The sequence below is a fragment of the Mesorhizobium sp. WSM4832 genome (assembly GCF_055811115.1).
Genome location: NZ_JBVVQH010000001.1, coordinates 330,157 through 355,356, shown reverse-complemented (window position 1 = coordinate 355,356; position 25,200 = coordinate 330,157). Strand labels below are relative to the sequence as shown.

At 64.4% G+C, this 25,200-nt stretch carries 19 protein-coding genes; 10 read left to right on the top strand and 9 right to left on the bottom strand.

Annotated features, from left to right (window positions below):
- The first annotated feature begins 56 nt into the window (after positions 1-56).
- Positions 57-1,577, top strand: coding sequence for a malonate--CoA ligase (locus AC0L2L_RS01720; RefSeq protein ID WP_473575750.1), 1,521 nt, complete (start codon positions 57-59; stop codon positions 1,575-1,577).
- Between the two features lie 306 nt (positions 1,578-1,883).
- Here AC0L2L_RS01720 and nagA read toward each other — a convergent pair whose 3' ends face one another.
- Genes nagA through AC0L2L_RS01700 form a run of 4 tightly spaced genes read right to left on the bottom strand, consistent with a single transcriptional unit; the run spans position 1,884 to position 5,726 of the window.
- Complete coding sequence (nagA, locus tag AC0L2L_RS01715) at positions 1,884-3,044, bottom strand: N-acetylglucosamine-6-phosphate deacetylase (RefSeq protein ID WP_473575749.1); 1,161 nt, start codon at positions 3,042-3,044, stop codon at positions 1,884-1,886.
- Positions 3,041-4,072 carry an SIS domain-containing protein gene (locus tag AC0L2L_RS01710; RefSeq protein ID WP_473575748.1) on the bottom strand — a complete coding sequence of 344 codons (1,032 nt, stop codon included), beginning with the start codon at positions 4,070-4,072 and terminating at the stop codon, positions 3,041-3,043. Before AC0L2L_RS01710 ends, nagA begins: the two co-directional genes overlap by 4 nt.
- On the bottom strand, positions 4,069-4,848 hold the full coding sequence (locus tag AC0L2L_RS01705; protein ID WP_473575746.1) for a GntR family transcriptional regulator: 780 nt from the start codon (positions 4,846-4,848) through the stop codon (positions 4,069-4,071). The genes AC0L2L_RS01710 and AC0L2L_RS01705 overlap by 4 nt, the downstream gene beginning before the upstream one ends.
- Positions 4,845-5,726, bottom strand: coding sequence for a glucosamine kinase nucleotide-binding domain-containing protein (locus AC0L2L_RS01700; RefSeq protein ID WP_473575745.1), 882 nt, complete (start codon positions 5,724-5,726; stop codon positions 4,845-4,847). The genes AC0L2L_RS01705 and AC0L2L_RS01700 overlap by 4 nt, the downstream gene beginning before the upstream one ends.
- Positions 5,727-5,926: 200 nt before the next feature.
- Here AC0L2L_RS01700 and AC0L2L_RS01695 point away from each other — a divergent pair, with 200 nt between their 5' ends.
- From AC0L2L_RS01695 to AC0L2L_RS01670, 6 genes are all read left to right on the top strand, one after another.
- Entirely contained in the window at positions 5,927-6,835 is a 909-nt protein-coding gene (locus tag AC0L2L_RS01695; RefSeq protein WP_473575743.1) for an N-acetylmuramic acid 6-phosphate etherase, read from the top strand.
- Between the two features lie 50 nt (positions 6,836-6,885).
- Positions 6,886-8,145: an ABC transporter substrate-binding protein gene (locus tag AC0L2L_RS01690; RefSeq protein WP_473575741.1), complete on the top strand. Its 1,260-nt coding sequence runs from the start codon at positions 6,886-6,888 to the stop codon at positions 8,143-8,145.
- Between the two features lie 226 nt (positions 8,146-8,371).
- Positions 8,372-9,301, top strand: coding sequence for a carbohydrate ABC transporter permease (locus AC0L2L_RS01685; RefSeq protein WP_027169255.1), 930 nt, complete (start codon positions 8,372-8,374; stop codon positions 9,299-9,301).
- A gap of 8 nt (positions 9,302-9,309) precedes the next feature.
- Positions 9,310-10,149, top strand: coding sequence for a carbohydrate ABC transporter permease (locus tag AC0L2L_RS01680; protein WP_473575738.1), 840 nt, complete (start codon positions 9,310-9,312; stop codon positions 10,147-10,149).
- Between the two features lie 235 nt (positions 10,150-10,384).
- On the top strand, positions 10,385-11,446 hold the full coding sequence (locus tag AC0L2L_RS01675; protein ID WP_473575737.1) for a Gfo/Idh/MocA family protein: 1,062 nt from the start codon (positions 10,385-10,387) through the stop codon (positions 11,444-11,446).
- A 226-nt stretch (positions 11,447-11,672) separates the two neighbouring features.
- Positions 11,673-12,671 (top strand): ABC transporter ATP-binding protein, encoded by a 999-nt coding sequence (locus AC0L2L_RS01670; RefSeq protein ID WP_473575735.1) that lies wholly within the window; start codon positions 11,673-11,675, stop codon positions 12,669-12,671.
- A 141-nt stretch (positions 12,672-12,812) separates the two neighbouring features.
- Here the strand turns inward: AC0L2L_RS01670 and AC0L2L_RS01665 are convergent, their stop codons facing one another.
- The 5 genes from AC0L2L_RS01665 to AC0L2L_RS01645 form a co-directional block, all read right to left on the bottom strand.
- A complete protein-coding gene (locus AC0L2L_RS01665; protein ID WP_473575734.1) occupies positions 12,813-13,658 on the bottom strand; it encodes a fumarylacetoacetate hydrolase family protein in 846 nt (281 codons plus the stop codon).
- Positions 13,659-13,851: 193 nt separating this feature from the next.
- On the bottom strand, positions 13,852-14,583 hold the full coding sequence (locus tag AC0L2L_RS01660; protein ID WP_473575733.1) for an SDR family oxidoreductase: 732 nt from the start codon (positions 14,581-14,583) through the stop codon (positions 13,852-13,854).
- A 187-nt stretch (positions 14,584-14,770) separates the two neighbouring features.
- Positions 14,771-17,146, bottom strand: coding sequence for an aldehyde dehydrogenase family protein (locus tag AC0L2L_RS01655; RefSeq protein WP_473575731.1), 2,376 nt, complete (start codon positions 17,144-17,146; stop codon positions 14,771-14,773).
- Positions 17,147-17,312: 166 nt separating this feature from the next.
- A complete protein-coding gene (gene deoC, locus AC0L2L_RS01650; protein ID WP_473575729.1) occupies positions 17,313-18,359 on the bottom strand; it encodes a deoxyribose-phosphate aldolase in 1,047 nt (348 codons plus the stop codon).
- A gap of 458 nt (positions 18,360-18,817) precedes the next feature.
- Positions 18,818-19,645, bottom strand: a complete 828-nt coding sequence (locus AC0L2L_RS01645; protein WP_473575727.1) for a ferredoxin--NADP reductase — start codon at positions 19,643-19,645, stop codon at positions 18,818-18,820.
- 220 nt (positions 19,646-19,865) lie between these two features.
- Here AC0L2L_RS01645 and AC0L2L_RS01640 point away from each other — a divergent pair, with 220 nt between their 5' ends.
- The 3 genes from AC0L2L_RS01640 to AC0L2L_RS01630 all read left to right on the top strand — a co-directional run bounded on the left by AC0L2L_RS01640 (position 19,866) and on the right by AC0L2L_RS01630 (position 25,098).
- Positions 19,866-21,938: a hydantoinase/oxoprolinase family protein gene (locus tag AC0L2L_RS01640; protein WP_473575726.1), complete on the top strand. Its 2,073-nt coding sequence runs from the start codon at positions 19,866-19,868 to the stop codon at positions 21,936-21,938.
- A gap of 241 nt (positions 21,939-22,179) precedes the next feature.
- Positions 22,180-23,886 carry a hydantoinase B/oxoprolinase family protein gene (locus tag AC0L2L_RS01635; protein ID WP_473575724.1) on the top strand — a complete coding sequence of 569 codons (1,707 nt, stop codon included), beginning with the start codon at positions 22,180-22,182 and terminating at the stop codon, positions 23,884-23,886.
- Between the two features lie 126 nt (positions 23,887-24,012).
- Entirely contained in the window at positions 24,013-25,098 is a 1,086-nt protein-coding gene (locus tag AC0L2L_RS01630; RefSeq protein ID WP_473575723.1) for a phosphatase PAP2 family protein, read from the top strand.
- Positions 25,099-25,200 lie beyond the last annotated feature (102 nt).

The window sequence follows — 25,200 nt, the reverse complement described above, 5'->3', positions numbered from 1 at the left end:
ATTCGCTCGGGCGAACGCTGGTGTCATTGGGCTTCAGCGCGCCTTGAGGACGTTTCATGACCAATCATCTGTTCGGCGCTTTCCGTTCCCGCATGCCGGCGCCCGGCCGGCTGCTGATGGAGACGGATGACGGCCGTTTCATCACTTATGGCGACATGCTGGCCAAGTCCGCGCAACTGGCGCATGCACTGGCGCAGGCGGGCGTCGAACCCGGCGACCGCATAGCCGTCCAGGTCGAGAAGAGCCCGGAGGCCGCATTGCTCTATCTCGCGTCCGTACGCGCCGGGGCGGTCTTCCTGCCGCTCAACACGGCCTACACGCTGCCGGAGCTCGACTATTTCTTCCGCGATGCCGAGCCACGGCTGATCGTGTGCGATCCCGATCGTCTGTCCGGTGTTGAACCGCTGGCTGCGTCGATCGGCGCGACGGTGCTCACGCTTGGCCGCGACGGGCAAGGAACGCTGGCCAGCCAGGCTTCGCGGCAGGCGACGGATTTCAGCGATGTGGCGCGCGGACCCGATGACCTTGCCGCCATCCTCTACACCTCCGGCACGACCGGCCGCTCCAAGGGCGCGATGCTCAGCCACGAGAACCTCGCTTCGAATGCCCGCGTGCTGGTCGAGCAGTGGCGCTTCAGCACCGACGATGTTTTGATCCACGCGCTGCCGATCTTCCACACGCACGGCCTGTTCGTCGCCACCAACGTCATCCTGATGGCCGGCGCGAAAATGCTGTTCGAGCAGAAATTCGACCCGGCGCGCATCCTGTCGCTGATGCCGCGCGCGACGGCTCTGATGGGCGTGCCGACCTTCTATGTGCGGCTGCTGCAGCAGGACGGCCTGACGCGCGAGGCCGCGAAGACGATCCGGGTCTTCATCTCCGGCTCGGCGCCGCTGCTGGCCGAGACGCACAAGGCCTGGCGCGACCGGACCGGCCACGCCATCCTCGAGCGCTACGGCATGACCGAGACCAACATGAACACGTCCAACCCCTATGACGGCGAGCGGCGCGCCGGCACGGTCGGATTCCCCTTGCCGGGCGTCTCGCTGCGCATCACCGATCCCGAGACGGCCAAACCGCTGGCACAGGGCGAAATCGGCATGATCGAGGTCAAGGGACCGAACGTCTTTGCCGGGTACTGGCGGATGCCCGAGAAGACCAAGGCGGAATTCCGCGACGACGGCTTCTTCATCACCGGCGATCTCGGCCTGATCGATGCCGACGGCTATGTCCACATCGTCGGACGAGGCAAGGACCTGATCATCTCGGGCGGCTTCAACGTCTATCCGAAGGAGATCGAGAGCGAGATCGACGCGCTCGACGGCGTCAGCGAAAGCGCGGTGATCGGCATCGCCCATCCGGATTTCGGTGAAGCCGTCACGGCGGTGGTGGTGCGCAATCCGGGATCGGCAATCAGCGCCGCCGATATTGTCGGCGCCATCGCTGGGCGGCTGGCGAAATACAAGCATCCGAAGCAGGTGATCTTCGTCGACGAATTGCCGCGAAACACGATGGGCAAGGTGCAGAAGAATGTGCTGCGGGAGAGGTACAAGGATATCTACGCCAAAGCCGGCTAATGGAAGACCGAGTGGCTGAACCTCGACTGGCTTGTCGGGCAGCTCGCGAACCTTGGAAATTAGCCAAACCTATCGTGCGTTCGTCATCCTAGGGCGGAGCAAGGAGCGAAGCGACGCGCGCAGACCCTAGGATCCATTCCGTGACGCTAAAGCGCTGCTAATGTTGCAGAATTCTGCACCGTTGCACTTTACGCCACAGGTCACGGAATGGATCCTCGGGTCAAGCCCGAGGATGACGACGCGCGAGGGGCTCCGGCCAAGCGCGAACGTTTGCATTGGTTTCCTGATTGACGGTGGATCGAGTACCTACGCTCCAAACACCTTCTTGCCGCCGATCCAGACATTCCTGACGTCGAGCCCCTCCGACAACCCGACAATGTCGGCGGCGGTGCCGTTGGCGAAGCGGCCGAGGCGATGGGCCTGGCCGATGGCCTCGGCCGGATAGAGCGAGGCCATGCGCAAGGCCTCGTCGAGGTCGAGCCCAACGACGAGGTGGACGTAACGCACGGCGGAAATCATGTCGAGGTCGGCGCCGGCCAGCGTCCCATCCGCCAGCCGCAGACTGCCGTCCCTGCGGTAGATGGTGCGGCCGTTGAGCGTGAACGAGGTCATGTCGGTGCCGATCGTCGCCATGGCGTCGGTGACCAGCAGGATCTTGCCCGGCCCCTGCTTGCCGCGCAGCGCAAGGATCATCGTCGCCGGATGGACATGGATGCCGTCGGCGATGATGCCGGCGTACAAGCCGCCGGTGTCGATCGCCGCGCCGGCCAGACCCGGCTCGCGGTTGCCGATCTGGCTCATGGCGTTGAACAAATGCGTGACCACCGTGGTGCCGGCGGCGGCGAAGGCGCTGGCGGTCGAATAGTCGGTGTCGCTGTGGCCGAGGCTGACGATGACGCCGGCCTTGGCCAGCGCCGTGACACGGGCCGGTTCGACCGATTCCGGCGCGATCGTGGTGAGCAGCACCGGCAGGTCATGACGCGCCACGATGAGCGCGGCCTGATCTGCATCGGTCATCGGCCGGATCAGCGCCGGATCATGCGCGCCCTTGCGGGCTACGGAGAGATGCGGCCCTTCCAGATGCAGGCCGAGGAAGCCCGCCACGTTTTCCCGGGTTGCCTCGGCGCCTGCGGCGATGGCGGCGGCGGTGATCTTCGGCGTATCGGTGATCAGCGTCACCAGCAGCGCCGTGGTGCCGAAGGGCGCATGCGCCCGGCAGATGGTTGCGATCGAGGCGACATCGGGATGGTCGTTGAGCATGACGCCGCCGCCGCCATTGACCTGGATGTCGACGAAACCCGGCACCAGCAGGCCGCCGCCGGTCTCGACCGCCGAAACGCCGGCCGGAATGGCGCCGGCGGGCAGGATGGCCTCGACCACGTCGCCATTGACGACAAGGGCGGCATCGTCGTGCCAGTCGGCGCCGTCGAAGATGCGGGCGCCGGTGAGTGCGAAACGGTCGCTCATACGGTTTCCGTCACCTTGCGCAGGTTGCGCGGCGTATCGGGATCGAGCCCGCGATGGCGCGCAAAGGCCTCGACGAAGCCGTAGAAGGACACGATCAGCGGCAGCGGATCGGTCAGCGGATGGCCGGTGGCGACATACGGCAACAGCCTCGCGGTCTTCGCCTTGTCGGAGGTGATGAAGGCGGCCGCGCCCTTGGCCGTCAGGCCGTCAGCCGCCTCGGCGACCGAGGGTTCGGAGGCATCGCGCGCGGCAAGCGCCAGAACCGGGAAATCCGGCCCGACCAGCGCCAGCGGTCCATGCATGACCTCGGCGGCGCTATAGGCCTCGGCATGCATGGCGCAGGTTTCCTTGAATTTCAGCGCCGCCTCGCTGGCGATCGCGAAGGATGGACCGCGGCCTAAGATGAACAGCGATTGCGGGTTCTCCAAAGCGCCGGCGAGCGCCATCCAGTCGCAGGCGATCGCCTTCTCGAAATGGCCGGGCAGGCCGGCGAGCGCCCGAAGCAATGGCTGGTCGTCGGTCGCATGCGCCATCAGCGCAAGGCCGGCGACGGCCGAATTGACGAAGGTCTTGGTCGCCGCGACGGACCGTTCCGGCCCTGCAAGGATATCGATAGCGTAATCGGAAGCCCGCGCGAGCGGCGAGTCGGCCGTGTTGGTGATGGCGACGGTGAGCGCCCCTCCGGCCCTTGCCGTTTCGGCCATGGCGACGATGTCGGGGCTCTTGCCCGACTGCGAGACCGCCAGGCAGGCCGAGCCGCGCAGCCTGAGCTTGGCGCCGTAGATCGAAGCGATCGACGGTCCGACCGAGGCGACGGCCAGGCCTGCCGTCAGCTCGACGGCATATTTCATGAAGGTCGCAGCATGGTCGGACGAGCCACGCGCCACAGTGACGACGAAATGCGGGTCGCGCTCGCGAAGGCCGCGACCTGCCTCTGCCAGCACCGAAGCCGAGCCGTCGAGAAGCCGAGCGGCGGCTTCAGGGATCTCGTCGATCTCGCGCCGCATATGGGTGGTGGTTGCGCTCATGCCCGGATCTCCTCTCCCGGCCCGGTCAGCCGGAGTTCCGCGACGAAATCATAGGCGTCGCCCCTGTAGACCGAGCGGGTGAACTCGATCACCTTGCCGCTCGCCAGATAGGAAATGCGCTCGATCTGCAGACCGGCAACCCCCGGCGGCACTTCCAGGAGGCGCGCATCGGCGTCGCCAAGATTGGTGGCGGAGATGCGCTGCACCGCGCGCACCGGACGATTGCCGGTCATGCCCAGCGCGGCATAGAGCGAGGAGCCGATCGCCTCGGGGTCGGGCAGGACGCTGGCCGAGAGCGCCGCGCGCTCGATCGCCAACGGCGTATCGTTGGCGATGCGCAGGCGCGCGACACGCGCCACCAGTTCGGCCGAGGACAGGCCGAGCACCATCATCTCGTCCGGCGAAGGCGCATAGAGGCCGCGGTCGAGCCAGACCGAGCGCACCGTCATGCCACGGCGCGCCATGTCTTCGGTGAAGGAAGTGAGCCTCGACAGCGATTGCTCGACGCGCTCCATGCGCGGCGCGACGAAGGTGCCCGAGCCATGGCGCTGGACGAGGATGCCGCCCTTGACCAGGTCCTGCACCGCCTTGCGCACGGTGACGCGCGAAATGTCGGCCTTGCTGGCGATGTCGCGCTCCGACGGCAACGCGTCGCCGGGGCCGATCAGGCCGCGATTGACCGCTTCCTCGATGCTGCGCCTGAGCTGCAGGTAGAGCGGCGCGCCGCTCTGCGAGGATTCTTTCAGCATGGCGAAGATCTGGTCGGCGGTGCTCATCGCGACGCCTCCGACCCCTTGGCGAAGACGCGCACGGCCATCTGCACGGCGCCGCCCAGCGCATCGTCGAGCGGAGCTTTCAGCAGCGCCTGATAGCGTGCCGACAGGCGCGGCGTATAGAGCGGCGCCAAGCCGCCAAGCAGGCAAAGCGGAGCATCGTCGGCAAGATCGAGCGCGCCGAGCGACGCCTCGACATCGGCCACCGCCTTGGCGAGGATCCAGTTGGCGATGAGGTCGCCCTTTTCGGCATGCTCGAAGACCTTTGGCGCGAAGCCGCCGAAATCACGCGGCTTGGCGTTGGTGGTAAATTCGACCACGTCCTCGGGATTGTTGCGGAAGACGGCGAGCATGGCGTCCGTCAAGGGCGAGCCCGGACGGATGCCGTCATAGGCAAGCAGCGTCTGCTCCAGCAGGTCGCGGCCGATGCGGGCTCCGCTGCCCTGGTCGCCGACCTGGAAACCCCAGCCGCCGATGGCGCGCGACTTGCCACCTTTACGCGCCATATAGGCGGTGCCGGTGCCCAGGATGGCCATGGCGCCGTCGCCCGAACCGACCGCGCCCTCGAGCGCGATCTCGGCGTCGGTCTCGACGCGGCTCTCGCTGAAGGGCAGGATCGCCTCGAGCTGCTGGCGGTAGGTGCCGACATTGGCGCCGGCGAGGCCGAGAATGGCCGGCGTGCTCGGGATCAGCTCCGGATCCTTGCCGGCGGCCAGAAATGCCTGCCTGGCCGCCTCGACGATGTTGGCGCGGGCGCCGGTAAGGTCGGTTCGGATGTTGGCGGCGCCGCTCTTGGCACGGCCGACGACAACGCCGTCGACGGTCGCAAGGGCCGCCCTGCAGCTGGTGCCGCCGCCATCGATGCCAAGCACGAAATTCACGCGATTTTCTCCTCGATCTTGATAATACCAATAAAATACCAATAGCCAAGAGTTAATTTCAGTTCAAAAAAGATTAAGCCGTATTTTATTGAAAATCCACGATAATTTGCCGGCAGGCGAGTTGCTCGATCTGAAAAGTGTTAATGCGTGTGGACAAGTGGTATTTTTTTGGTATTGTTTCTTCAATCGGAGGAAAATGGATGGCCGAGACGCGCACGGAAGCGCTCCACCAGAATGCCGAGGGGCTGGATGTCCAGGCCCCGGAAGCCATTCTGGCGTTCCTCGCCAATGCCCAGATCGAGGCCGCCAAGGCCGTGCAAGGGGCCATCCCGGCGATCGCCGCCGCCGCCGAACTCATCGCCAGGCAATTGAAGAGCGGCGGCAAGCTCGCCTATGCGGCGGCCGGCAGCTCCGGCCTGATGGCGGTTGCCGACGCGCTGGAACTGCCCGGCACTTTCGGCATCGCCCGCGACCGCATCGCCGTCCTGATCGCCGGCGGCGACGAAGCGTTCCGCACGCTGGCCGGCGGACCGGAGGACGACACTGAGGAAGCTTCGGCGGCTGTCGCCGCAGCCAATATCGGCAAGGGCGACTGCCTGATCGCCATCTCGGCCAGCGGCTCGACCCCTTATGCGGTCCAGGCGCTCCAGGACGCGCGACGCCGCGGCGCGGCAAGCGTCGCGATCGCCAACAACAGGGGCGCCGCACTCTTCAAGCAAGCCGACGTCGCCATCCTGCTCGAGACGCCGCCGGAGCTGATCGCCGGTTCGACGCGCATGGGCGCCGGCACCGCGCAGAAGATCGCGCTCAACATGCTTTCGACGCTCACCGCCATCCATCTCGGCCATGTCCATGATGGCTACATGGTCAACCTCACCGCCGACAACATCAAGCTGCGCGACCGCGCCGTGCGCATGGTCGCCGCCATCAGCGGCCGCAGCCGCGACGATGCCGCCCGCCTGCTCGAGGAAAGCGGCGGCGTTGTCAAAACCGCCATTCTGCTCGCCGCAGGCGCCGCCAGCGCCGACGCGGCCGAGAAGATACTGGAAGGAACCGGCCAGAAGCTCAGGCCGGCGCTTTCCGCGATTGAGGGGAGCAAGGGGCGCTGAGCCTCTGTTCTCAAAACCGAACCTGAAAAAGGTCAACAGGGAGACTGAAGATGACGACCAAACTACTGACGGCCCTTCTGCTCGGCACAAGCATCCTCGGCACGACCGGGATGGCTCTGGCCGAGGACGTGACGCTCAACATCGAAAGCTGGCGCGGCGACGACCTGACCATCTGGAAGGACAAGCTGATCCCGGCCTTCGAAGCCAAGAACCCCGGCATCAAGGTGGTGTTCGCGCCTTCGGCCCCGACCGAGTATGACGCAGCCCTCGGCGCCAAGCTCGCCGCCGGATCGGCGGGTGACCTGATCACTTGCCGCCCCTTCGACAAGTCACTCGAGCTGTTCAAGAAGGGCAACCTCGCCGACCTTACCGCGCTGCCGGGCATGGAGAACTTCTCGCCCGTCGCCAAGGCCGCCTGGCAGACCGACGACGGCAAGTCGAGCTTCTGCGTGCCGATGGCTTCGGTCATCCACGGCTTCATCTACAACAAGGACGCCTTCGACAAGCTGGGCATCAAGGTACCGCAGACCCGCGACGAGTTCTTCGCGGCGCTCGACAAGATCAAGGCCGACGGCACCTACATCCCGATGGCGATGGGCACCAAGGATCTGTGGGAAGCCGCGACCATGGGCTACCAGAACATCGGCCCGAACTACTGGAAGGGCGAGGAAGGCCGCGCAGCCCTGATCAAGGGCGAGCAGAAGCTGACCGACAAGGACTGGGTCGCGCCGTATGAGGAACTGGCCAAGTGGAAGCCGTATCTCGGCGACGGCTTCGAGGCGCAGACCTATCCGGACAGCCAGAACCTGTTCACGCTCGGCCGCGCCGCCATCTACCCGGCCGGCTCGTGGGAAATCGGCCTGTTCAACACCCAGGCGCAGTTCAAGATGGGCGCCTTCCCGCCGCCGGTCGAGAAGGCCGGCGACACCTGCTACATCTCCGACCATACCGATATCGGCATGGGCCTGAACGCGGCCTCGAAGCACGCGGAAGAGGCCAAGAAGTTCCTGTCGTGGGTTGCCTCGCCGGACTTCGCCACCATCTACGCCAACGCGCTGCCGGGCTTCTTCAGCCTGAACTCCTCGCCGGTGAAGATGGAAGACCCGCTGGCGCAGGAATTCGTCTCCTGGCGCGGCAAGTGCAAGTCGACGATCCGCTCGACCTACCAGATCCTGTCGCGCGGCACGCCGAACCTCGAGAACGAGACCTGGGTTGAATCGGCCAACGTGATCAACGGCACCGACACGCCGGAGGTAGCGGCCAAGAAGCTGCAGGACGGCCTCGACAGCTGGTACAAGCCGGCAAAGTAAGAGCACCGATCGCGATCCCGGCCGGGCGCGATCCCGGCCGGCATCCAAACAGTTCCGGATAGCGATTGTCGGCGTAGCCTCACGGTCTTACCCTCACCTTGCGGGGAAGACGGAGCCGATCTGTCGCTGGCCTTGTCTTCCCCCTGAAGGGGACAATCGGGCCGCGCATCGAGGCATCATCTAGCATCATCCGACCTGGAACCGAGAGACGGCGGGGACCGAACTCATGGCCGCACAGACACGACCGAAAAGACCGATCCGCTGGCATGTCGGCGTCTTCCTGGCGCCGGCGGTGCTGGTCTACACGGCGATCATGATCCTGCCGCTCGCCGGCACGCTTCAACTCTCATTGTTCCGCAACGTCGAACAGCACCAGGTGTTCGTCGGTTTCGACAATTTCCGCACCCTGTTCGGCGACCCCAACTGGTCGGTCAATTTCTGGAATGCGCTGCGCAACAATGTCTGGTTCTTCATCATCCACATGCTGGTGCAGAACCCGATCGGCGTGCTTTTGGCGGCGCTTCTCTCCAGCCCTCGGCTGCGTTTCGCCGTCTTCTACCGCACGGCGATCTTCGTGCCGACGATCCTGTCCTTCGTCATTGTCGGCTTCGCCTGGAAGCTGATCCTGTCGCCGCTGTGGGGCGTGGCGCCGCATCTGATGGATTTCGTCGGATTGAAAAGCCTGTTCACGCCATGGCTGGGCAAGGAGCAATATGCGCTGACGGCGCTCAGCCTGGTTTCGGTGTGGCAGTTCGTCGGTATCCCGATGATGCTGATCTACGCAGCCCTTTTGTCGATCCCCGAGGAGGTGATCGAGGCGGCCGAATGCGACGGCATCACCGGCATGGCGCAGTTCTGGAAGATCAAGCTGCCGCTGATCCTGCCTTCGATCGGCATCATCTCGATCCTGACCTTCGTCGGCAATTTCAACGCCTTCGACCTGATCTACACGGCGCAAGGCGCGCTCGCCGGACCGAACTATTCGACCGACATCCTCGGCACCTTCCTCTATCGCGCCTTCTTCGGCTTCCAGTTGCAGGTCGGCGACCCCAACATGGGCGCGGCGATCGCCACGATGATGTTCCTGATCATCCTCGGCGGCGTCTGCGTCTACCTGTTCCTCGTGCAGACGCGCTTGCGTCGCTACCAGTTCTGAGGCGCGCCATGAGCACCGCTACCCGCTCTCTTCCCCGCGCCATCGGCGCCCACGCGATCCTTCTGACCTACACCGCGATCGCCCTGTTTCCGGTGATCCTGGTCATCATGAACTCGTTCAAATCCCGCGCGGGCATCTTCGGCGCGCCGCTGACGCCGCCGACGCCGAAGACCTTCGACCTGATCGGCTACACCACGGTGATCGGCCAGGGCGACTTCATCCACTATTTCCAGAACAGCCTCGTCGTCACCGTCGCCTCGCTGTTCTTCGTGCTTTTGTTTGGGGCGATGGCCGCTTTCGCGCTGTCGGAATACCGTTTTCGCGGCAACACGGTGATGGGGCTCTACCTGGCGCTCGGCATCATGATCCCGATCCGCCTCGGCACGGTCGCCATCCTGCAATTGATGGTAGCGAGCGGGCTGGTCAACACGCTGACGTCGCTGATCCTGGTCTACACCGCGCAAGGCCTGCCGCTCGCCATCTTCATCCTGTCGGAATTCATGAAGCAGGTGTCCGACGATTTGAAGAACGCCGGACGCATTGACGGGCTGTCGGAATACACGATCTTCTTCCGGCTGGTGCTGCCGCTGGTGCGGCCCTCCATGGCGACGGTCGCCGTCTTCACCATGATCCCGATCTGGAACGATCTGTGGTTCCCGCTGATCCTGGCGCCGTCGGAAGAGACCAAGACGGTGACGCTCGGCGCGCAGCTCTTCCTCGGCCAGTTCGTCACCAACTGGAACGCGATCCTGGCCGCGCTGTCGCTGGCGATCCTGCCGGTGCTGATCCTCTATGTCATCTTCTCGCGGCAGCTGATTCGCGGCATCACGTCGGGAGCCGTGAAGTGAGCGGAGCCCTACAGATCTCCGCCGGCGCCTCCACCCCACCCGGCGCTTCGCGCCGACCTCCCCATCGAGGGGAGGTAGGAGGTCGCCGCTTTATGGTCGACCGCTTGGGTTCCCAATTCAGAGCAGCTTCTTCGGTGGTGGGGATGTTCACGCCAACGCCCTACCTCCCCTCGATGGGGAGGTCGGCGCGAAGCGCCGGGTGGGGTGACACCCTCTCAGGAGATGGAGCAGTCAGGTGAGCGACAGAACACCCCTTCGCGTCGTCGTGGCTGGGCTCGGCAATATGGGCCGCAGCCATGCGCTGGCCTATCACACCAATCCGGGGTTCGAGATCGCCGCGCTGATCAACCGCTCCGACGTGCCGCTGCCTGACGGGCTTGGCGGCTACGGCATCCGACGCTCCTTCGAGGACGCGCTGCGCGACGAGAAGCCCGATGTCGCCGCCATCGCCACCTATTCCGACAGCCATGCCGACTACGCGGTGCGGGCCTTCGAGGCCGGCTGCCATGTCTTCGTCGAGAAGCCGCTGGCGACGACCGTCGCCGACGCGCAACGCGTCGTCGACGCTGCCAAGGCCAACGGCAGGAAGCTGGTGATCGGCTATATCCTGCGCCATCATCCGTCCTGGGTGCGGCTGATCGCCGAGGCGCGCAAGCTCGGCGGCCCTTACGTGTTCCGCATGAACCTCAACCAGCAGTCCTCCGGCCACACCTGGGGGACGCACAAGCAGCTGATGCAGACGACCTCGCCGATCGTCGACTGCGGCGTGCATTATCTCGACGTGATGCTGCAGATCACCGACGCCAGGCCGGTCGAGGTACGCGGCATGGGGGTGCGCCTGACCGACGAGGTGGCGCCGTCGATGTACAACTATGGCCATCTGCAGGTGCTGTTCGATGACGGTTCGGTCGGTTGGTACGAGGCCGGCTGGGGTCCGATGATCTCGGAGACCGCCTTCTTCGTGAAGGACGTGATGTCGCCCAAGGGCTGCGTGTCGATCGTGATGAAGGAGGGCGTCAAGTCCGACGATATCGACACTCACACCAAGACCTCGACCATCCGCCTGCATAGTGCCGAGACCGGGCCCGACGGCAAATTCGCCAAGGAAGACGAGCTGCTGTCCATGGAGGGCGAGCCGGGCCACCAGGAGCTCTGCGACCTGGAGCAGGCCTTCCTGCTCAAGGCCATCCGCGAAAATATCGACCTCACCCGCCACATGGACGATGCCGTGAAGTCGCTCGCCGTCTGCCTTGCCGCCGACGAGAGCGTGCGCAGCGGGAAGGCGGTGCGGCTTTGACAAGAGGGTTGTCGTCACAGGTTGCGCTCTACGGCGCCCCCCTCTGTCCTGCCGGCCATCTCCCCCTCAAGGGGGGAGATCAGATGTCGGAACTGCTTTCGCTAAATACCAGCGCCGCAAAGTGGTGCGAGACCTTGAAGCTGCCAATCTCCCCCCTTGAGGGGGAGATGTCCGGCAGGACAGAGGGGGGTGTCTTGGCGCCCACTCATCAATTTGGAGGACTGCCGTGGGCTCGCTGAAGATCGAGAATGTGAAGAAGGCTTTTGGGCCGGTCGAGGTGCTGAAGGGCATCGACCTCGAAGTGACGGACGGCGAATTCGTCGTCTTCGTCGGCCCGTCCGGCTGCGGAAAATCGACGCTGCTGCGCGTGATCGCCGGATTGGAGGACTCGACCTCCGGCCGTGTGCTGATCGACGGCGCCGACGTCTCGATAACGCCGCCTGCAAAACGCGGCATCGCGATGGTCTTCCAGACCTACGCGCTCTACCCGCATCTGACGGTGAAGAACAATATGGGCCTCGGCCTGAAGCAGGCGGGCACGCCGGGGGCCGAGATCGAGCGGCGCATCAAGATCGCTTCCGCCATGCTGTCGCTCGAGCCCTATCTCGAACGCCGGCCGGCTGAGTTGTCGGGCGGCCAGCGCCAGCGCGTCGCCATCGGCCGCGCCGTGGTGCGCGAGCCGAAGCTCTTCCTCTTCGACGAACCGCTGTCGAACCTCGATGCCGCCTTGCGCGTCAACACAAGGCTTGAGATCGCGCAGCTGCACCGGCGGCTGAAGGCGACGATGATCTACGTCACCCACGACCAGGTCGAGGCGATGACGCTGGCCGACAAGATCGTGGTGCTCAATGCCGGCAAGATCGAGCAGATCGGCAGTCCGATGGAGCTCTACAATTCGCCGGCCAACGAATTCGTCGCCGGCTTCATCGGTTCGCCGAAAATGAATTTCATCGATGGCGCGCGGCTGGGCGGGACAGCCAAGACCATCGGCGTGCGGCCGGAGCATTTGACGGTCGATGCGAAGTCCGGCACCTGGAAAGGCACGGTGGTGCATGCCGAGCATCTCGGCGCCGACACCAACCTCTATCTCGACTGCGAGAAGGCGGGACTGATCACCGTGCGCATCTTCGGCGTCTACAATGCCGAGCCGGGCGCGACGCTTTATGCGACGCCGGACGCGGCCAAGACGTACCGGTTTGGAGCGGATGGAAGAGTGTTGAAATAGACTGGCGCGGCGTCCCCTTCTCCCCTTGCGTGACGGATGAGGGGTGTTCCAGCGGAGTGAGACGTTGGCTTTCCCTGGAGCACCCCTCATCCGGCCGCTTCGCGGCCACCTTCTCCCACAGGGGAGAAGGGAAAGGTCGCGCTACTCGTCCGCCTTGAAGGTCTGCTTCTGCTGGCCGAGCCCCTCGATGCCGAGCTCGACGACGTCGCCGGCCTTCAGGAACACCGGGGGCTTCATGCCGAGGCCGACGCCGGGCGGGGTGCCGGTGGAGATGATGTCGCCGGGATGCAGCGACATGAACTGGCTGAGGTAGGAGACCAGATACTTCACGCCGTAGACCATGGTCCTGGTCGAGCCGTTCTGCATCGTCTTGCCGTTGACGGTCAGCCACATCTTGAGGTTCTGCGGGTCGGCGACCTCGTCCTTGGTCACCAGCCACGGGCCGGTCGGGCCGAAGGTGTCGCAGGACTTGCCCTTGGTCCACTGGCCCTGGCGCTCGGCCTGGAAGGCGCGCTCGGAAACGTCATGCGCGACGCAATAGCCGGCAACATAATCCAGCGCGTCGTCCTCTGAGACGTACTTCGCCGTCTTGCCGATGACGACGCCGAGCTCGACTTCCCAGTCGGTCTTGACCGAGCCGCGCGGGATCAGCACGTCGTCATCCGGCCCGACGATGGCCGAGCTTGCCTTCATGAAGATGATCGGCTCCGGCGGCACGGTGGCGCCGGTTTCGGCGGCATGGTCGGAATAGTTGAGGCCGATGCAGATGAACTTGCCGGTGCCGGCAACGCAGGCGCCCAGGCGCGGCTTGCCGGAAACGGCTGGCAGCGATTTCGGATCGAGCTTCGAGAGCATCTCCAGCGAGGCCGGATGAAGTGTCGTGCCGGCGATATCGGCGACATGAGCCGAAAGATCGCGGATCGTCCCGTCCGCATCGAGCAGGCCGGGCTTTTCGCTGCCTGTCTCACCGTAGCGCAACAACTTCATCTTTTCTCTCCTGCTTGCGGCCTACGGCCGTTTTTTCAAACTCTTTGGCTGGGCCGGTCGGACCGTAGTCATCGACCTGATCGTGGGCAAGCGCGCATCTCACTCAAGTCGGGCGAGCGGCTGGATTTTCAGACTCTGCCAACCCCTGTGCCGATAAACGCCTGCCGCCCCCGGTCTTTTCCCAAGGCAGCCGTCAGATCGACCAGCCGCCGTCGATATTATAGGCCTGCCCCGACGTGTAGGTGGCGCCGGCCAGATAAACGGCGAGATCGGCGATCTCTTCCGGCGTGCCGAGCCTGCCCATCGGCTGGCGAGCTATAAAAGCCGCGCGGGCCGCCTCATAGTCGCCCTGGGCATGCATGCGGTCCTGCAGCGACGGGCTTTCGACCGTGCCCGGGCAGATGGCGTTGCAGCGGATGCCCTTGGCGACATAGTCGGCGGCAACCGATTTGGTGAGGCCGACCACCGCCGCCTTGGTCAGGCCATAGGCAAAGCGGTTCGGCACGCCCTTCTGCGAGCTTGCCAGCGACGCCATGTTGATGATCGAGCCGTCGCCGCGCTCCAGCATGCCGGGCAGCACCGCGCGGATGGTGCGGATCATCGAACGAACATTGAGGTTCAGCGCGAAATCGAGGTCTTCATCCTTCATTTCAAGGATCGAGCCCGAATGGACGAAGCCGGCGCAATTGAACAGCACATCGACACGGCCGATCTCGGCGAAGGCAGCGGTGACGGCCGCGTCGTTCAGCACATCGAGCTTGCGGGTTTTTATCCCGGAAGTCCTGGCGAGATCGGCAAGAAGCGGCTCGTTGATGTCGGTGGCGTGGACCGTGGCGCCCGCCTTGGCGAAGGCCAGCGCGCTGGCCCGCCCGATGCCTTGCGCCGCTGCGGTGACCACGACCACCTTGCCTGCCAGGTCTGCCATGCCTCTCTCCTTGCCTGCCTGATGCGTCCGCCTTTATCGATGGCCCGCTGCGGCGCCGTGTGCCAGACAGCCGGCATCGTGCGGCCTACGCCGGGATTTCACAGATAAAGATGTTTTTTCTCGTTAAAGAACACAGGCAGAAGCGTCAAGCCCGAACGGGATCATCTTCGCGATAGCAGGCTCGGCATCAGTCGCCGTAAGGTACCCAGACGTTCTTTATCTCGATGGCGCGGCGCAGGAAGGCCTCGCCGGCGGCCTCGCTCGAGGTCCAGTCGAGGCTACGGCCATTGCCGGTCCAGACGCGCTTGAGGTTGCCGATGGAGTCGGCCTCGGCCTTGGCGCAGGTGTCGGCATCGGCGAATACCCAGAGCCCGTCGACATCGTCATGCTTGGCCAGCACGCCGCAAAGCTCGGCGCTGCGGCCGGTGACGATGTTGATGGCGCCGGCGGGAACATCGGAATATTCGATCACCTGGTAGAGGTCGGTGGCCAAAAGCGGGTGACGCTCGGACGGAACGGCGACCACGCTGTTGCCCATCGCGAGCGCCGGCGCGACCAGCGACACGAAGTTGAGCAAAGGCTGGTTGTCCGGCGCGACGATGCCGACGACGCCCACCGGCTCATGCAGCGCAAGCGTGACGACACGGGCCGGCGGCTGGTGGACGCTGCCTTCGAATTTGTCGGCGAGACCGGCATAGAGGAACAGCCGTTCGACCGACTGCTCGACCTCCTCGCGCGCGGCTTTTGCGGCGACGCCGGTGAGCTGGACGAGGCGCGCCGCAAACTCGTCGGCGCGGCCGGACAGGTTCTCGGCGAAATAGTAGAGCACCTGGCTGCGGTTGTAGGCCGTCGCTTCCGGCCAGGCTTTGCACGCGCGCGCGGCGGCGACCGCGTCGCGGATGTCCTTGCGGCTGCCGAGACCGACTTCGCCGGCAAGCTTGCCCTTGGCGGTAGCGACGGCAAGCGAGTAGTTGCCGTCCGGCCGCACCTGCTTGCCGCCGATGAACAGCTTTGCCGTGCGGTCGATAGTCGTGCCGTCGGCCTGTTCGACCGGCTGGGCCGAGCCCGCTGCAGCCGGCTTGAGGACCGCGCCAACCGGCAGTTTGGCGGCAAGATATTCGAACATGCCTTCACGGCCGCCTTCGCGGCCAAAGCCGCTTTCGCGATAACCGCCGAAGCCGCAGGCGGCGTCGAACATGTTGGTGCCGTTGACCCAGACCACGCCGGCCTTCAACTGCGGCGCGGCATGCAGCGCTAGGTTGATATTCTCGCTCCACACCGAGGCGGCCAGGCCGTAGCGCGTGTTGTTGGCAAGCTCGATCGCTTCCTCGGTGTTGCGGAAGCTCATCGTCGCCAGCACCGGGCCGAAAACCTCCTCCTGCGCCAGAATATTAGCCGGCGAAACACCGGTTGCCAGTGTCGGCAGATGATAGTAGCCCGTTGCCGGCAAGGCAGCGTCCGGCTGCCAGCAGACGGCGCCCTGCTTCGCGCCCTCCGCGATCAAGCCTTTGACGCGATCAAGCTGGGTGCGATCGACAAGCGGGCCGATGTCGGTGTTCTTGTCGAGCGGACTGCCGACACGCAGCCGGCTCATCCTGACCTTGATCTTGGCGATAAAGGCTTCGGCGATGCCCTCCTGGACCAGGAGGCGCGAGCCGGCGCAGCAAACCTGGCCCTGGTTGAACCAGATGCCGTCGACCAGGCCTTCGACGGCGCTGTCGAGATCGGCATCCTCGAAGACGATGAAGGCCGACTTGCCGCCGAGCTCCAGCGACAGTTTCTTGCCCGATCCAGCCGTCGCCTTGCGGATGATCTTGCCGACCTCCGAAGAGCCGGTGAAGGCAATCTTCTGGACGCCGGGATGATTGACGATGGCGGCACCCGCTTCCGGTCCGCCCTGGACGATGTTGACGACGCCCTTCGGCACGCCTGCCCGCTCGCAGATTTCGGCGAACAGGATGGCGGTGAGCGGCGTGAACTCGGCCGGCTTCAGGACCACCGTGCAGCCGGCGGCAAGCGCCGGCGCGATCTTCCAGGCCAGCATCAGCAGCGGGAAATTCCACGGGATGACCTGGCCGACGACGCCGACCGGCTTGTGGTCGGGGAAATCCTTCTCAAGCGCCTGCGCCCAGCCGGCATGGTGGATGAAATGGCGGATGGCCAGCGGCACGTCGATGTCGCGGCTCTCGCGGATCGGCTTGCCATTGTCGATCGATTCCAGCACCGCGAACAGGCGCTGGTGGCGCTGCATGGCGCGGCCGATGGCGTAGAGCACTTTTGCACGTGCATAGCCCGAACTGGCGCTCCATTTCGGCAGCGCCTTGGCGGCGGCCGAGACCGCGGCGTCGATGTCGGCGGCACCCGCGTCCGAGACCTTGGCCAGAAGCTTACCGGAGGACGGCTCGCTGGTGTCGAAAGTCTTGCCGCTGGCGGCGGCTTTCCAGGCGCCGTCGATGAACAGCGCTTTTGCGAAATCGCGCCCGGCGAGCCAGGCATCGGCCTCGTTGCGGGCTTCCGGCGCCGGGCCGTATTCCATGGCGTGATAGCGTTCGAGGATGTTCATGTGGCGCCTCCTTTACCCTCCCCCTTGTGGGGAGGGTCGATCGGCGAGGCCGATCGGGGTGGGGGTAAATGGCTGATGGTTTCGTGCATTGGATAGGCTGTTGTTCTTTCGACCCCCACCCCGCCGCTGCGCGGCGACCCTCCCCACAAGGGGGAGGGTGGGGCGCTCACGCCATCGCGTGACGGTGGTTGGCCGAATAGTGGCCGGTCAGATGATGCTCAAGCTGGCGCTCGATGTCGGTGAGCAGGCTGGACGCGCCGAAGCGGAACAAGTCGGGCTCCAGCCAGGGCCGGCCGAGCTCTTCCTTCATCAGCACCAGCCAGTCGAGCGAGACTTTCGCTGTCGAAATGCCGCCGGCCGGCTTGAAGCCGATGAGGTAGCCGGTCTCCTCGAAATAGGCGCGGATGGCGCGCACCATGGCGAGGCCGACGGGAAGCGTGGCGTTGACGCTTTCCTTTCCGGTCGAGGTCTTGATGAAATCGGCGCCCGCCATCATCGCCACCATCGAGGCGAGCATGACGTTGCGCAGCGTGGCGAGATCGCCGGTGCCGAGGATGACCTTGAGGTGGGCGTCGCCGCAGGCGGCGCGCATGGCGACGATCTCGTTGAACAGCTCGCGCCATTTGGCGCCGTAAACCAGGCCGCGCGGAATGACGACGTCGATCTCGTCGGCGCCATCCTTTACCGAGGCCTCGATCTCCTGCAGGCGGGTCGAGAGCGGCGCAAGCCCGTGCGGGAAGGCCGTGGAGACGGCAGCGACATGGATACCGGTGCCGCGCACGGCGTCGACCGCGGTGGCGACGAAAGGATGATAAACGCAGACCGCCGCCGGGCGGATGGTTTCGCCGGCGATGCCGAGACCCTCGACGATATCGCGACGCAGCGGGTTGATCGCCTTGGCGCAGAGCCGGCGCACGCGCTCGTCCGTATCATTGGAGTTGAGCGTGGTGAGGTCCATGCAGGCAATGGCGCGCAGCAGCCAGGCCGCCTGGTTGTCGGCCTTGATCGAGCGCCGCTTGGTCAGCGTCGCGACGCGGCGCTCCAGCGCCGAGCGGTTGACGCTACGCACCGATTCGAGAAAACCGAGATCGAGCTTCATGCCGGGGTTGCGGGCAATGCCATGTTCCTGCGGCGCAGGGGTGTTGGCGGCGGCGCGCGCCGGCAGCGGCATAACCTTGGACGCGCCTGCGCCGGCCTCGCGGATCGTGCTCATCTCCTGCCCTTTCACTCAGCTTTTTGCCGTTTTTCTTGGTGCGTGTCGTTTTCCCAAAACCGCTCGACACTTTTGGGCGACGCGCACAAAGATAGCCCGCGAAGCAACGCTTCACGAGTCTTTCAAAGGCTCATAGCGGAAAAAGGCTGGCAAGGCAGTAGATTTTTGACCGTATGGTCAAAGCATCGTGCTGAGTGGGCGCTCCCGGCGTTGGAGATTGGCCGAAACGCCCTTCCCTTCGTCATACTCGGGCTTGACCCGAGTATCCATTCCGTGACCTCAGCCGCAGAGTGCAATGGCGCAGAATTCTGTAACCGCTGCAACGCCTTAGCATCGCGGAATGGATTCTAGGGTCTGCGCGCGTCGCTCCGCTCCTTGCTCCGCCCTAGAATGACGAAGCTCGAATGTCGTCGCTAATCTCAGACGCCTCCAACAGAGCTGGCGGGCTGAGACGTGCCTCAGCCGACGAAGGCGCGCTCGACGACGAAGCTCGCCGGATGGCTGAGCGAGCCTTCCTGGAAGCCGAGGCTTTCGGCGAGTTCCTTGACGTCCTTCAGCATATGCATCGAGCCGCAGATCATGATGCGGTCGGTCTCGGGGTTGAGCTTGCCGATGCCGAGGTCGGAATAGAACTTGCCCGAGCCGATCAGCGCTGTGATGCGGCCCATGCGCGCCGACTCCTCGCGGGTCGTCGAATTGTAGAGCGTGACGCGGCCGCCGGTCAGCTCGCCGATCAGCGGGTCGCTCTCCAGCGCCGCCACCAGCTCCTGGCCGTAGGTAAGCTCGGCATTGTCGCGGCAGGTGTGGGTAAGGATGACCTCATCGAACTTTTCATAGGTGTCGGGATCGCGCAGCAGGCTGGCGAAGGGCGCGATGCCGGTGCCGGTCGAGATCATGACGACGCGCTTGGCGGGCGTCAGCGCGTCGAGCACCAGCGTGCCGGTCGACTTCTGGCGCATAATGACGGTGTCGCCGACCTGGATCTTCTGCAGCTCGGAGGTCAGCGGGCCGTCCGGAACCTTGATCGAGAAGAATTCGAGCTCGTCGTCCCAGGCCGGGCTGGCGACCGAATAGGCGCGGAAGATCGGCTTCTCGGCATTGGGCAGGCCGATCATGACGAACTCGCCGGAGCGGAAGCGCAGCGACTGCGGACGGGTGATGCGGAAGGAGAACAACCGGTCGGTATAATGCTTCACCGATACCACGGTCTCGGCATAGACGTTGGCCGGGATCGGGAATTGCAGCGGCCTGGCGCCGGCGACGTTGACCGCGGATGTCGTGTTCATCAAACCCAACTTTCCGGCGCGGACGTGAGACGCTGGCGCCAAAATTTCTCCTGTGCGCCCGAACCGTCAGGTTCAGGCGTGCTCCCTGCACACTGCCAAGCGGTAAGCTCTTGTGTCCCGAATTTATTAGTATACAAATGATATTCAGGTCAAGATGGCAGCGTAAAACGCCTTTCCAAACCAAGGCATATCCGTAGTCCCGGCATTTCGAGTTTCGGCAATGAATGAGAAATTTTCGGCGTTGGCGGGAAGCGTCGTTGCCGGTATCGATGTCGGCGGAACCTTTACCGATCTGCTCCTGATCGACGGCAAGGCGGGCGGCAAGGTGCATATCGCCAAGACGCCGACCACGGTCGAAAACCAGGCCTTTGGCGTGGTCGCCGCGCTTGGCGCCACCGGCTTTCCGATCGACGGCATCGACCTCATCGTGCATGGCACGACGACCACCACCAACGCCGTGCTGGAGCGCCGGCTGGCCCGAACCGGCATGATCACCACGCGCGGCTTCCGCGACGTGATCGAGCTTGGACGGCGCACAAGGCCGCAGGCCTATGGCATGACGGGCACCTTCATGCCGGTCATTCCGCGCGATCTGCGGCTCGAAGTCTCGGAGCGGGTCGAGGCATCCGGCGCCGTGCGGGTGCCGCTCGACGAAGCCGAGATGCGCGACGCGGTGAGCCGGCTTCTCGACGCCGGCTGCGAGTCGCTGGTCATCCATTTCCTGCACTCTTACGCCAACCCGGCGCATGAGCGGCGCGCGGCGGAAATCGCGGCGGAGCTTTGGCCGAACGGCCACATCACCACCGGCCACGCGCTGCTTTCGGAAGCGCGCGAGTTCGAGCGCGGCGTGACGGCCGCGGTCAACGCCTCGGTGCAGCCGATCCTGGAACGCTATGTCGAGCGGCTGCGCACGGAACTCGGCGCCAAGGGCTATGCCCGCGACTTCCTGATCATGAACGGCAATGGCGGCATGATCTCGGCGCGTTTCGTCACGCTGGAATCGGCAAAGACGGTGATGTCCGGCCCGGCCTCCGGCGTGATCGCCGCCGCCTATACCGGAAAGCGCGCCGGCTTCGGCAATCTCGTCACCTATGACATGGGCGGCACCTCGACCGACGTGGCGCTGATCCGCAATGCCGAGCCGGCTGTCTCCAACGAGATCGAGATCGAATATGCGATGCCGATCCACGTGCCGATGGTGGCGGTGCATACGGTGGGCGCCGGCGGCGGCTCGATCGCCCGGGTCGACGCCGCCGGGCTGATCCAGATCGGCCCGGAGAGCGCCGGCGCCAATCCCGGCCCGATCTGCTACGGACGTGGCGGCAGCGAGCCGACCATTACCGACGCCAACCTGGTGCTGGGGCGGCTGGCGCCGAAGAAGCTGCTGGCGGTCGACAACCCGGTCACCGTCGAGCGCGTGACCTCGATCTTCGAGGACAAGATCGGCACGAGGACCGGCCTTTCCGGTGTCGAAGCGGCGGGCGCGGTGCTCAGGCTGGGCAACATGAAGATGGCGGGCGCCATTCGCATGGTCTCGGTGTCGCGCGGCCACGACCCGCGCGATTTCGCACTGTTCGCCTTCGGCGGCGCCGGACCGCTGCATGCGACAGCGCTGGCGCGCGAGCTCGGCCTGCCCAGGGTGCTGGTGCCGGCGCGGCCCGGCATCACCAACGCTCTCGGCTGCGTGGTCGCGGATTTGCGCCACGACTTCGTCAACACAATCAACATGCCGGTCGGTGGGCTCGACGAGGCTACGCTTCGCGAGGTGTTGATACGGCACCGTAACGAAGGCGAGGCGCTGATCGCCAAGGAAGCGGTGAAGCCGGACGCGATCCGCGTCACCCATTCGGCCGACATGCAGTTCGTCGGCCAGACGCACATCATCAACGTGCCGCTGCCCTCCTCATCGGTTTCACGAGAAACGCTGCAGCAACTGTTCGAGAAAGCGTATTTCGCGCGCTTCAAGGTCGAACTGCCGGAGATCCGCGCCAACCTCGTCAACCTCAACACCTCGGTCACCGGCGTGCGGCCGCAAATCGACCTGTCGCGGCTGATCGACCCGGCAGGCCGCGCGGCAACACTCGAGGAGGCCAGGCGCGAAATCCGGCCGGTCTGGTATAGCGGTCGCTGGCACGACACGCCGGTCTACGCCCGCGAAAAGCTGCCGCTCGACGCCGTCATCGAGGGTCCGGCGATCCTCGAGCAGATGGACGCAACAACGGTGCTCGAACCCGGCGACCACGCGCGCTCGGACGCGGACGGCAACATCATCATAGAGGTGGGGCAGTTATGATAAGGCTTTCCTCGAAGAGGACCCCCACCCCTAGCCCCTCCCCACAAGGAGGAGGGGGATTTGGTCGAGCCAGCAGTTCCTGGCATGGACACGCAGCGATTTTCCGCTTTCAGCGCCGACGAGAATCCCTCTCCCCCTTGTGGGGAGGGGTTAGGGGTGGGGGTCCCTCTTCGTCAGAATCCGTATGTCAGCTCTCGGCGTACAAAATTAACGCCCGCTTCGTCCAACTTAAGGCGCGCGGATGATCACTCTCGACGCCATCACGCTCTCCGTCCTCCAGGCGGCCCTGCAGCAGGTCTGCGACGAGATGGATTTGACGTTTTCCCGCGCCGCCTTCTCGCCGGTCATCGCCGAGGCCAATGACCGCTCCGACGGCATCTATTCGGCGGTCGACGGCTCGCTGATCGCGCAAGGCAGCCAGGGCCTGCCGGTGTTCGTCGGTGTCATGCAATATTCGACCAAAACCGTGATCGAGATGATCGCCGACGGCCGCTGCCTCGCGCCTGAACAAGGCGACATCTACATCGTCAACGACCCCTATCTCGGCGGCACACATCTGATGGATGTGCGCTTCGCCATGCCGGTCTACCGGGATGGAAAGATCTTCTGCTGGCTGTCCAACACCGGCCACTGGCCGGACATCGGCGGCTCGGTGCCGGGCGGCTTTTCCGCTTCGGCCACTGCCGTCGAGCAGGAAGGTTTGCGGCTGCCGCCGGTCAAACTGTTCAAGAAGGGCGTGCTTGATCCGGAGATCTACGCCATCATCTGCTCCAACATCCGCGTCGCCGACCAGCGTATCGGCGATATCCGCGCGCAGGCGGCGGCACTGCTGATCGGCCAAGACCGGCTCAATGAAATCCTCGATCGTTACGGAGACGAAACCGTCGTCGAGGCAATCGCTGAGCTGCGCCGTCGCGCCGCCGAGCAGATGCGCGCCTCGATCGCGGCGATACCGGATGGCGTCTACCGCTCGCAGGCCTTCGTCGATTCCGACGGGGTGGTGAACGAGCCGCTGACCATCAATCTGGCGGTCGAGAAGAAGGGCGATACGCTGACCTTCGATTTCGCCGGCTCGTCGAAGCCATGCGCCGGGCCGATGAACAGCGTGCTGGCGACGACCTTGTCGTCGGTCTATCTCGCCATGCGCCATATTTTTCCGGAAGTGCCGATCAGCGCCGGCGCCTTCGAGCCGCTGAATGTCAAGCGCCCGGAAGGCACATTCCTCGACGCGAAATATCCGCGCCCGGTGTCGGGCTGCGCGGCGGAGGTTTCTCAGCGCATTGCCGAAGCGGTGTTCGCCGCCATGGTGCAGGCGCTGCCCGAGAAGGTGACGGCGGCGCCGGCCGGCTCCAGCGGCAATTTCGCGCTCGGCGGCAACGATCCGGCGCGCGGCCGCGACTATGTCATGTACCAGATTTCCGGCGGCGGCTATGGCGGCAATGCCGGCCATGACGGCTTGAGCAATGGCTGCTCGACCATCGGCATTTCGAAATCGCCGCCGGTCGAGATCATGGAACAAGCCTTTCCGGTGCTCTACCGGCACTATGCGCTGCGCGAAGGCTCCGGCGGCGCCGGCAAGCACCGCGGCGGCTTCGGCCTTGCCTATGAAGTCGAGATCCTGCGCGGTGAAGCCCGTGCGTCCTTCGTCATGGATCACGGCCGCTTCGGGCCGCAGGGCGCGCTCGGCGGCAAGGACGGTGCTCCCAACACCGTAACCGTGTTCCGGGGCGGCGAGGCGCATGTGCCACCGCATCTGTCTAAGGAACAAGACATCGCGCTCAAGGCCGGCGACCGCGTGCGGGTCGGCACGCCCGGCGGTGGCGGCTATGGCGATCCCCGCGATCGCGATCCCAAGCTGGTCGCGGAGGATGTCAGGCTCGGCTACTATACGCCCGAACAGGCCAGGGAGATGTTCGGCACTATTATTCCCCCACCGGCCGTCTTTTAAGTATAGTTCCTTGTATTTCGTATTGCTAAATTGTTTTCTCGACACCTCAAACGCGAGTTAATCCGATAACGGTATATTAAGCCGACAACTATAGATAGAAGTCGCGGCGGCGTTTTGGGGGCGCTCATGGACTTATCCTGCAATGCACTCGATGATGCAAATTTGCCTGACCAGGCGTGGCGCGACCACGGTCGGCAGGCGAGCCTCCTGAGAATCGGCAATGTCCCGCAAAAACTGCTTGCGCTCTGCCTGGTCTATATTTCCGGAGCGGCACTGATCTGGCCATCGGCATACGCTGCGATGATGGAAATGCATCTGCAGCGGCTCTTCGTCTTCGGGCTACCCGCCTTTCTGGTCATGATGATCCCGGCGGCCATGATCATCTCACCCAAGGCTCCGCTCACATTCATCGCAACTTCAATCCGCACCAACGGGCTGCGCGCGGCGATAGTCGTGACCGTGTTCATCCTGTTGCTTGCCGCATTCACCGTCTACAAGGTGAACATACCTGACATCGTTCCCTTTTACTGCGACAAAGCCTTTGCCGACATCGGCGAATTGCTGCACGGTCAAGCGCCATGGCGAATCGCCCACGCATTCGATTCCGATATTTTGGCGATGGTCGTGGCGGTGACCTATGCCAAGCTCTGGTTTTTAGAGTGGTTCGGCTTAGCGTGTTTTGCAGCGCTATTCGCCAATCAGCCGGTGCATCTGCGATATCTCACCGCGATGGCCCTGGTCGTTGTGTTGGTGGGAACCGTCTTGGCGACGCTGTTTTCCTCGGTCGGCCCAATCTTCTATGATGAGTTCCTGGGAGGCGAGCGCTACTCGGAACTTCTGGAAGTATTGAAGCAGCACTCCTACAACGAGCATGTGCTGTCTTATTCCAACTACCTTCTTAGCGTGTACAAGGCCGACAAGCCGGCGCTTGGTTCCGGGATTTCCGCCATGCCCAGCATGCATGTGGCGATCGCCACGCTAAACGCCTTTTATCTTGGGCGTCTCAACCGCTGGGTCGGGATTGCGGGCTGGGCATTTGCGATCGTCATCCTCTTTGGCTCCGTGTATACCGGCTGGCACTATGCTGTTGATGGCTATATTGCGATGCTCGTCGTCGCCGTGATCTGGCAACGTACCGTAAGCATCAGCGACGGCAAGCTTGCCGCTTCCGGCTCGACGACGGACGCATTGTACCCCTCGCCCGCTACCTGACCGACAGACACAAGCCCGCGCGGCGTTTGCCGGCAGCAATCGCTCTAGAGCGTTTCACGGAAACGGCGAACCGCTCTATCTCTTTGTTTTTACGCAATTCCG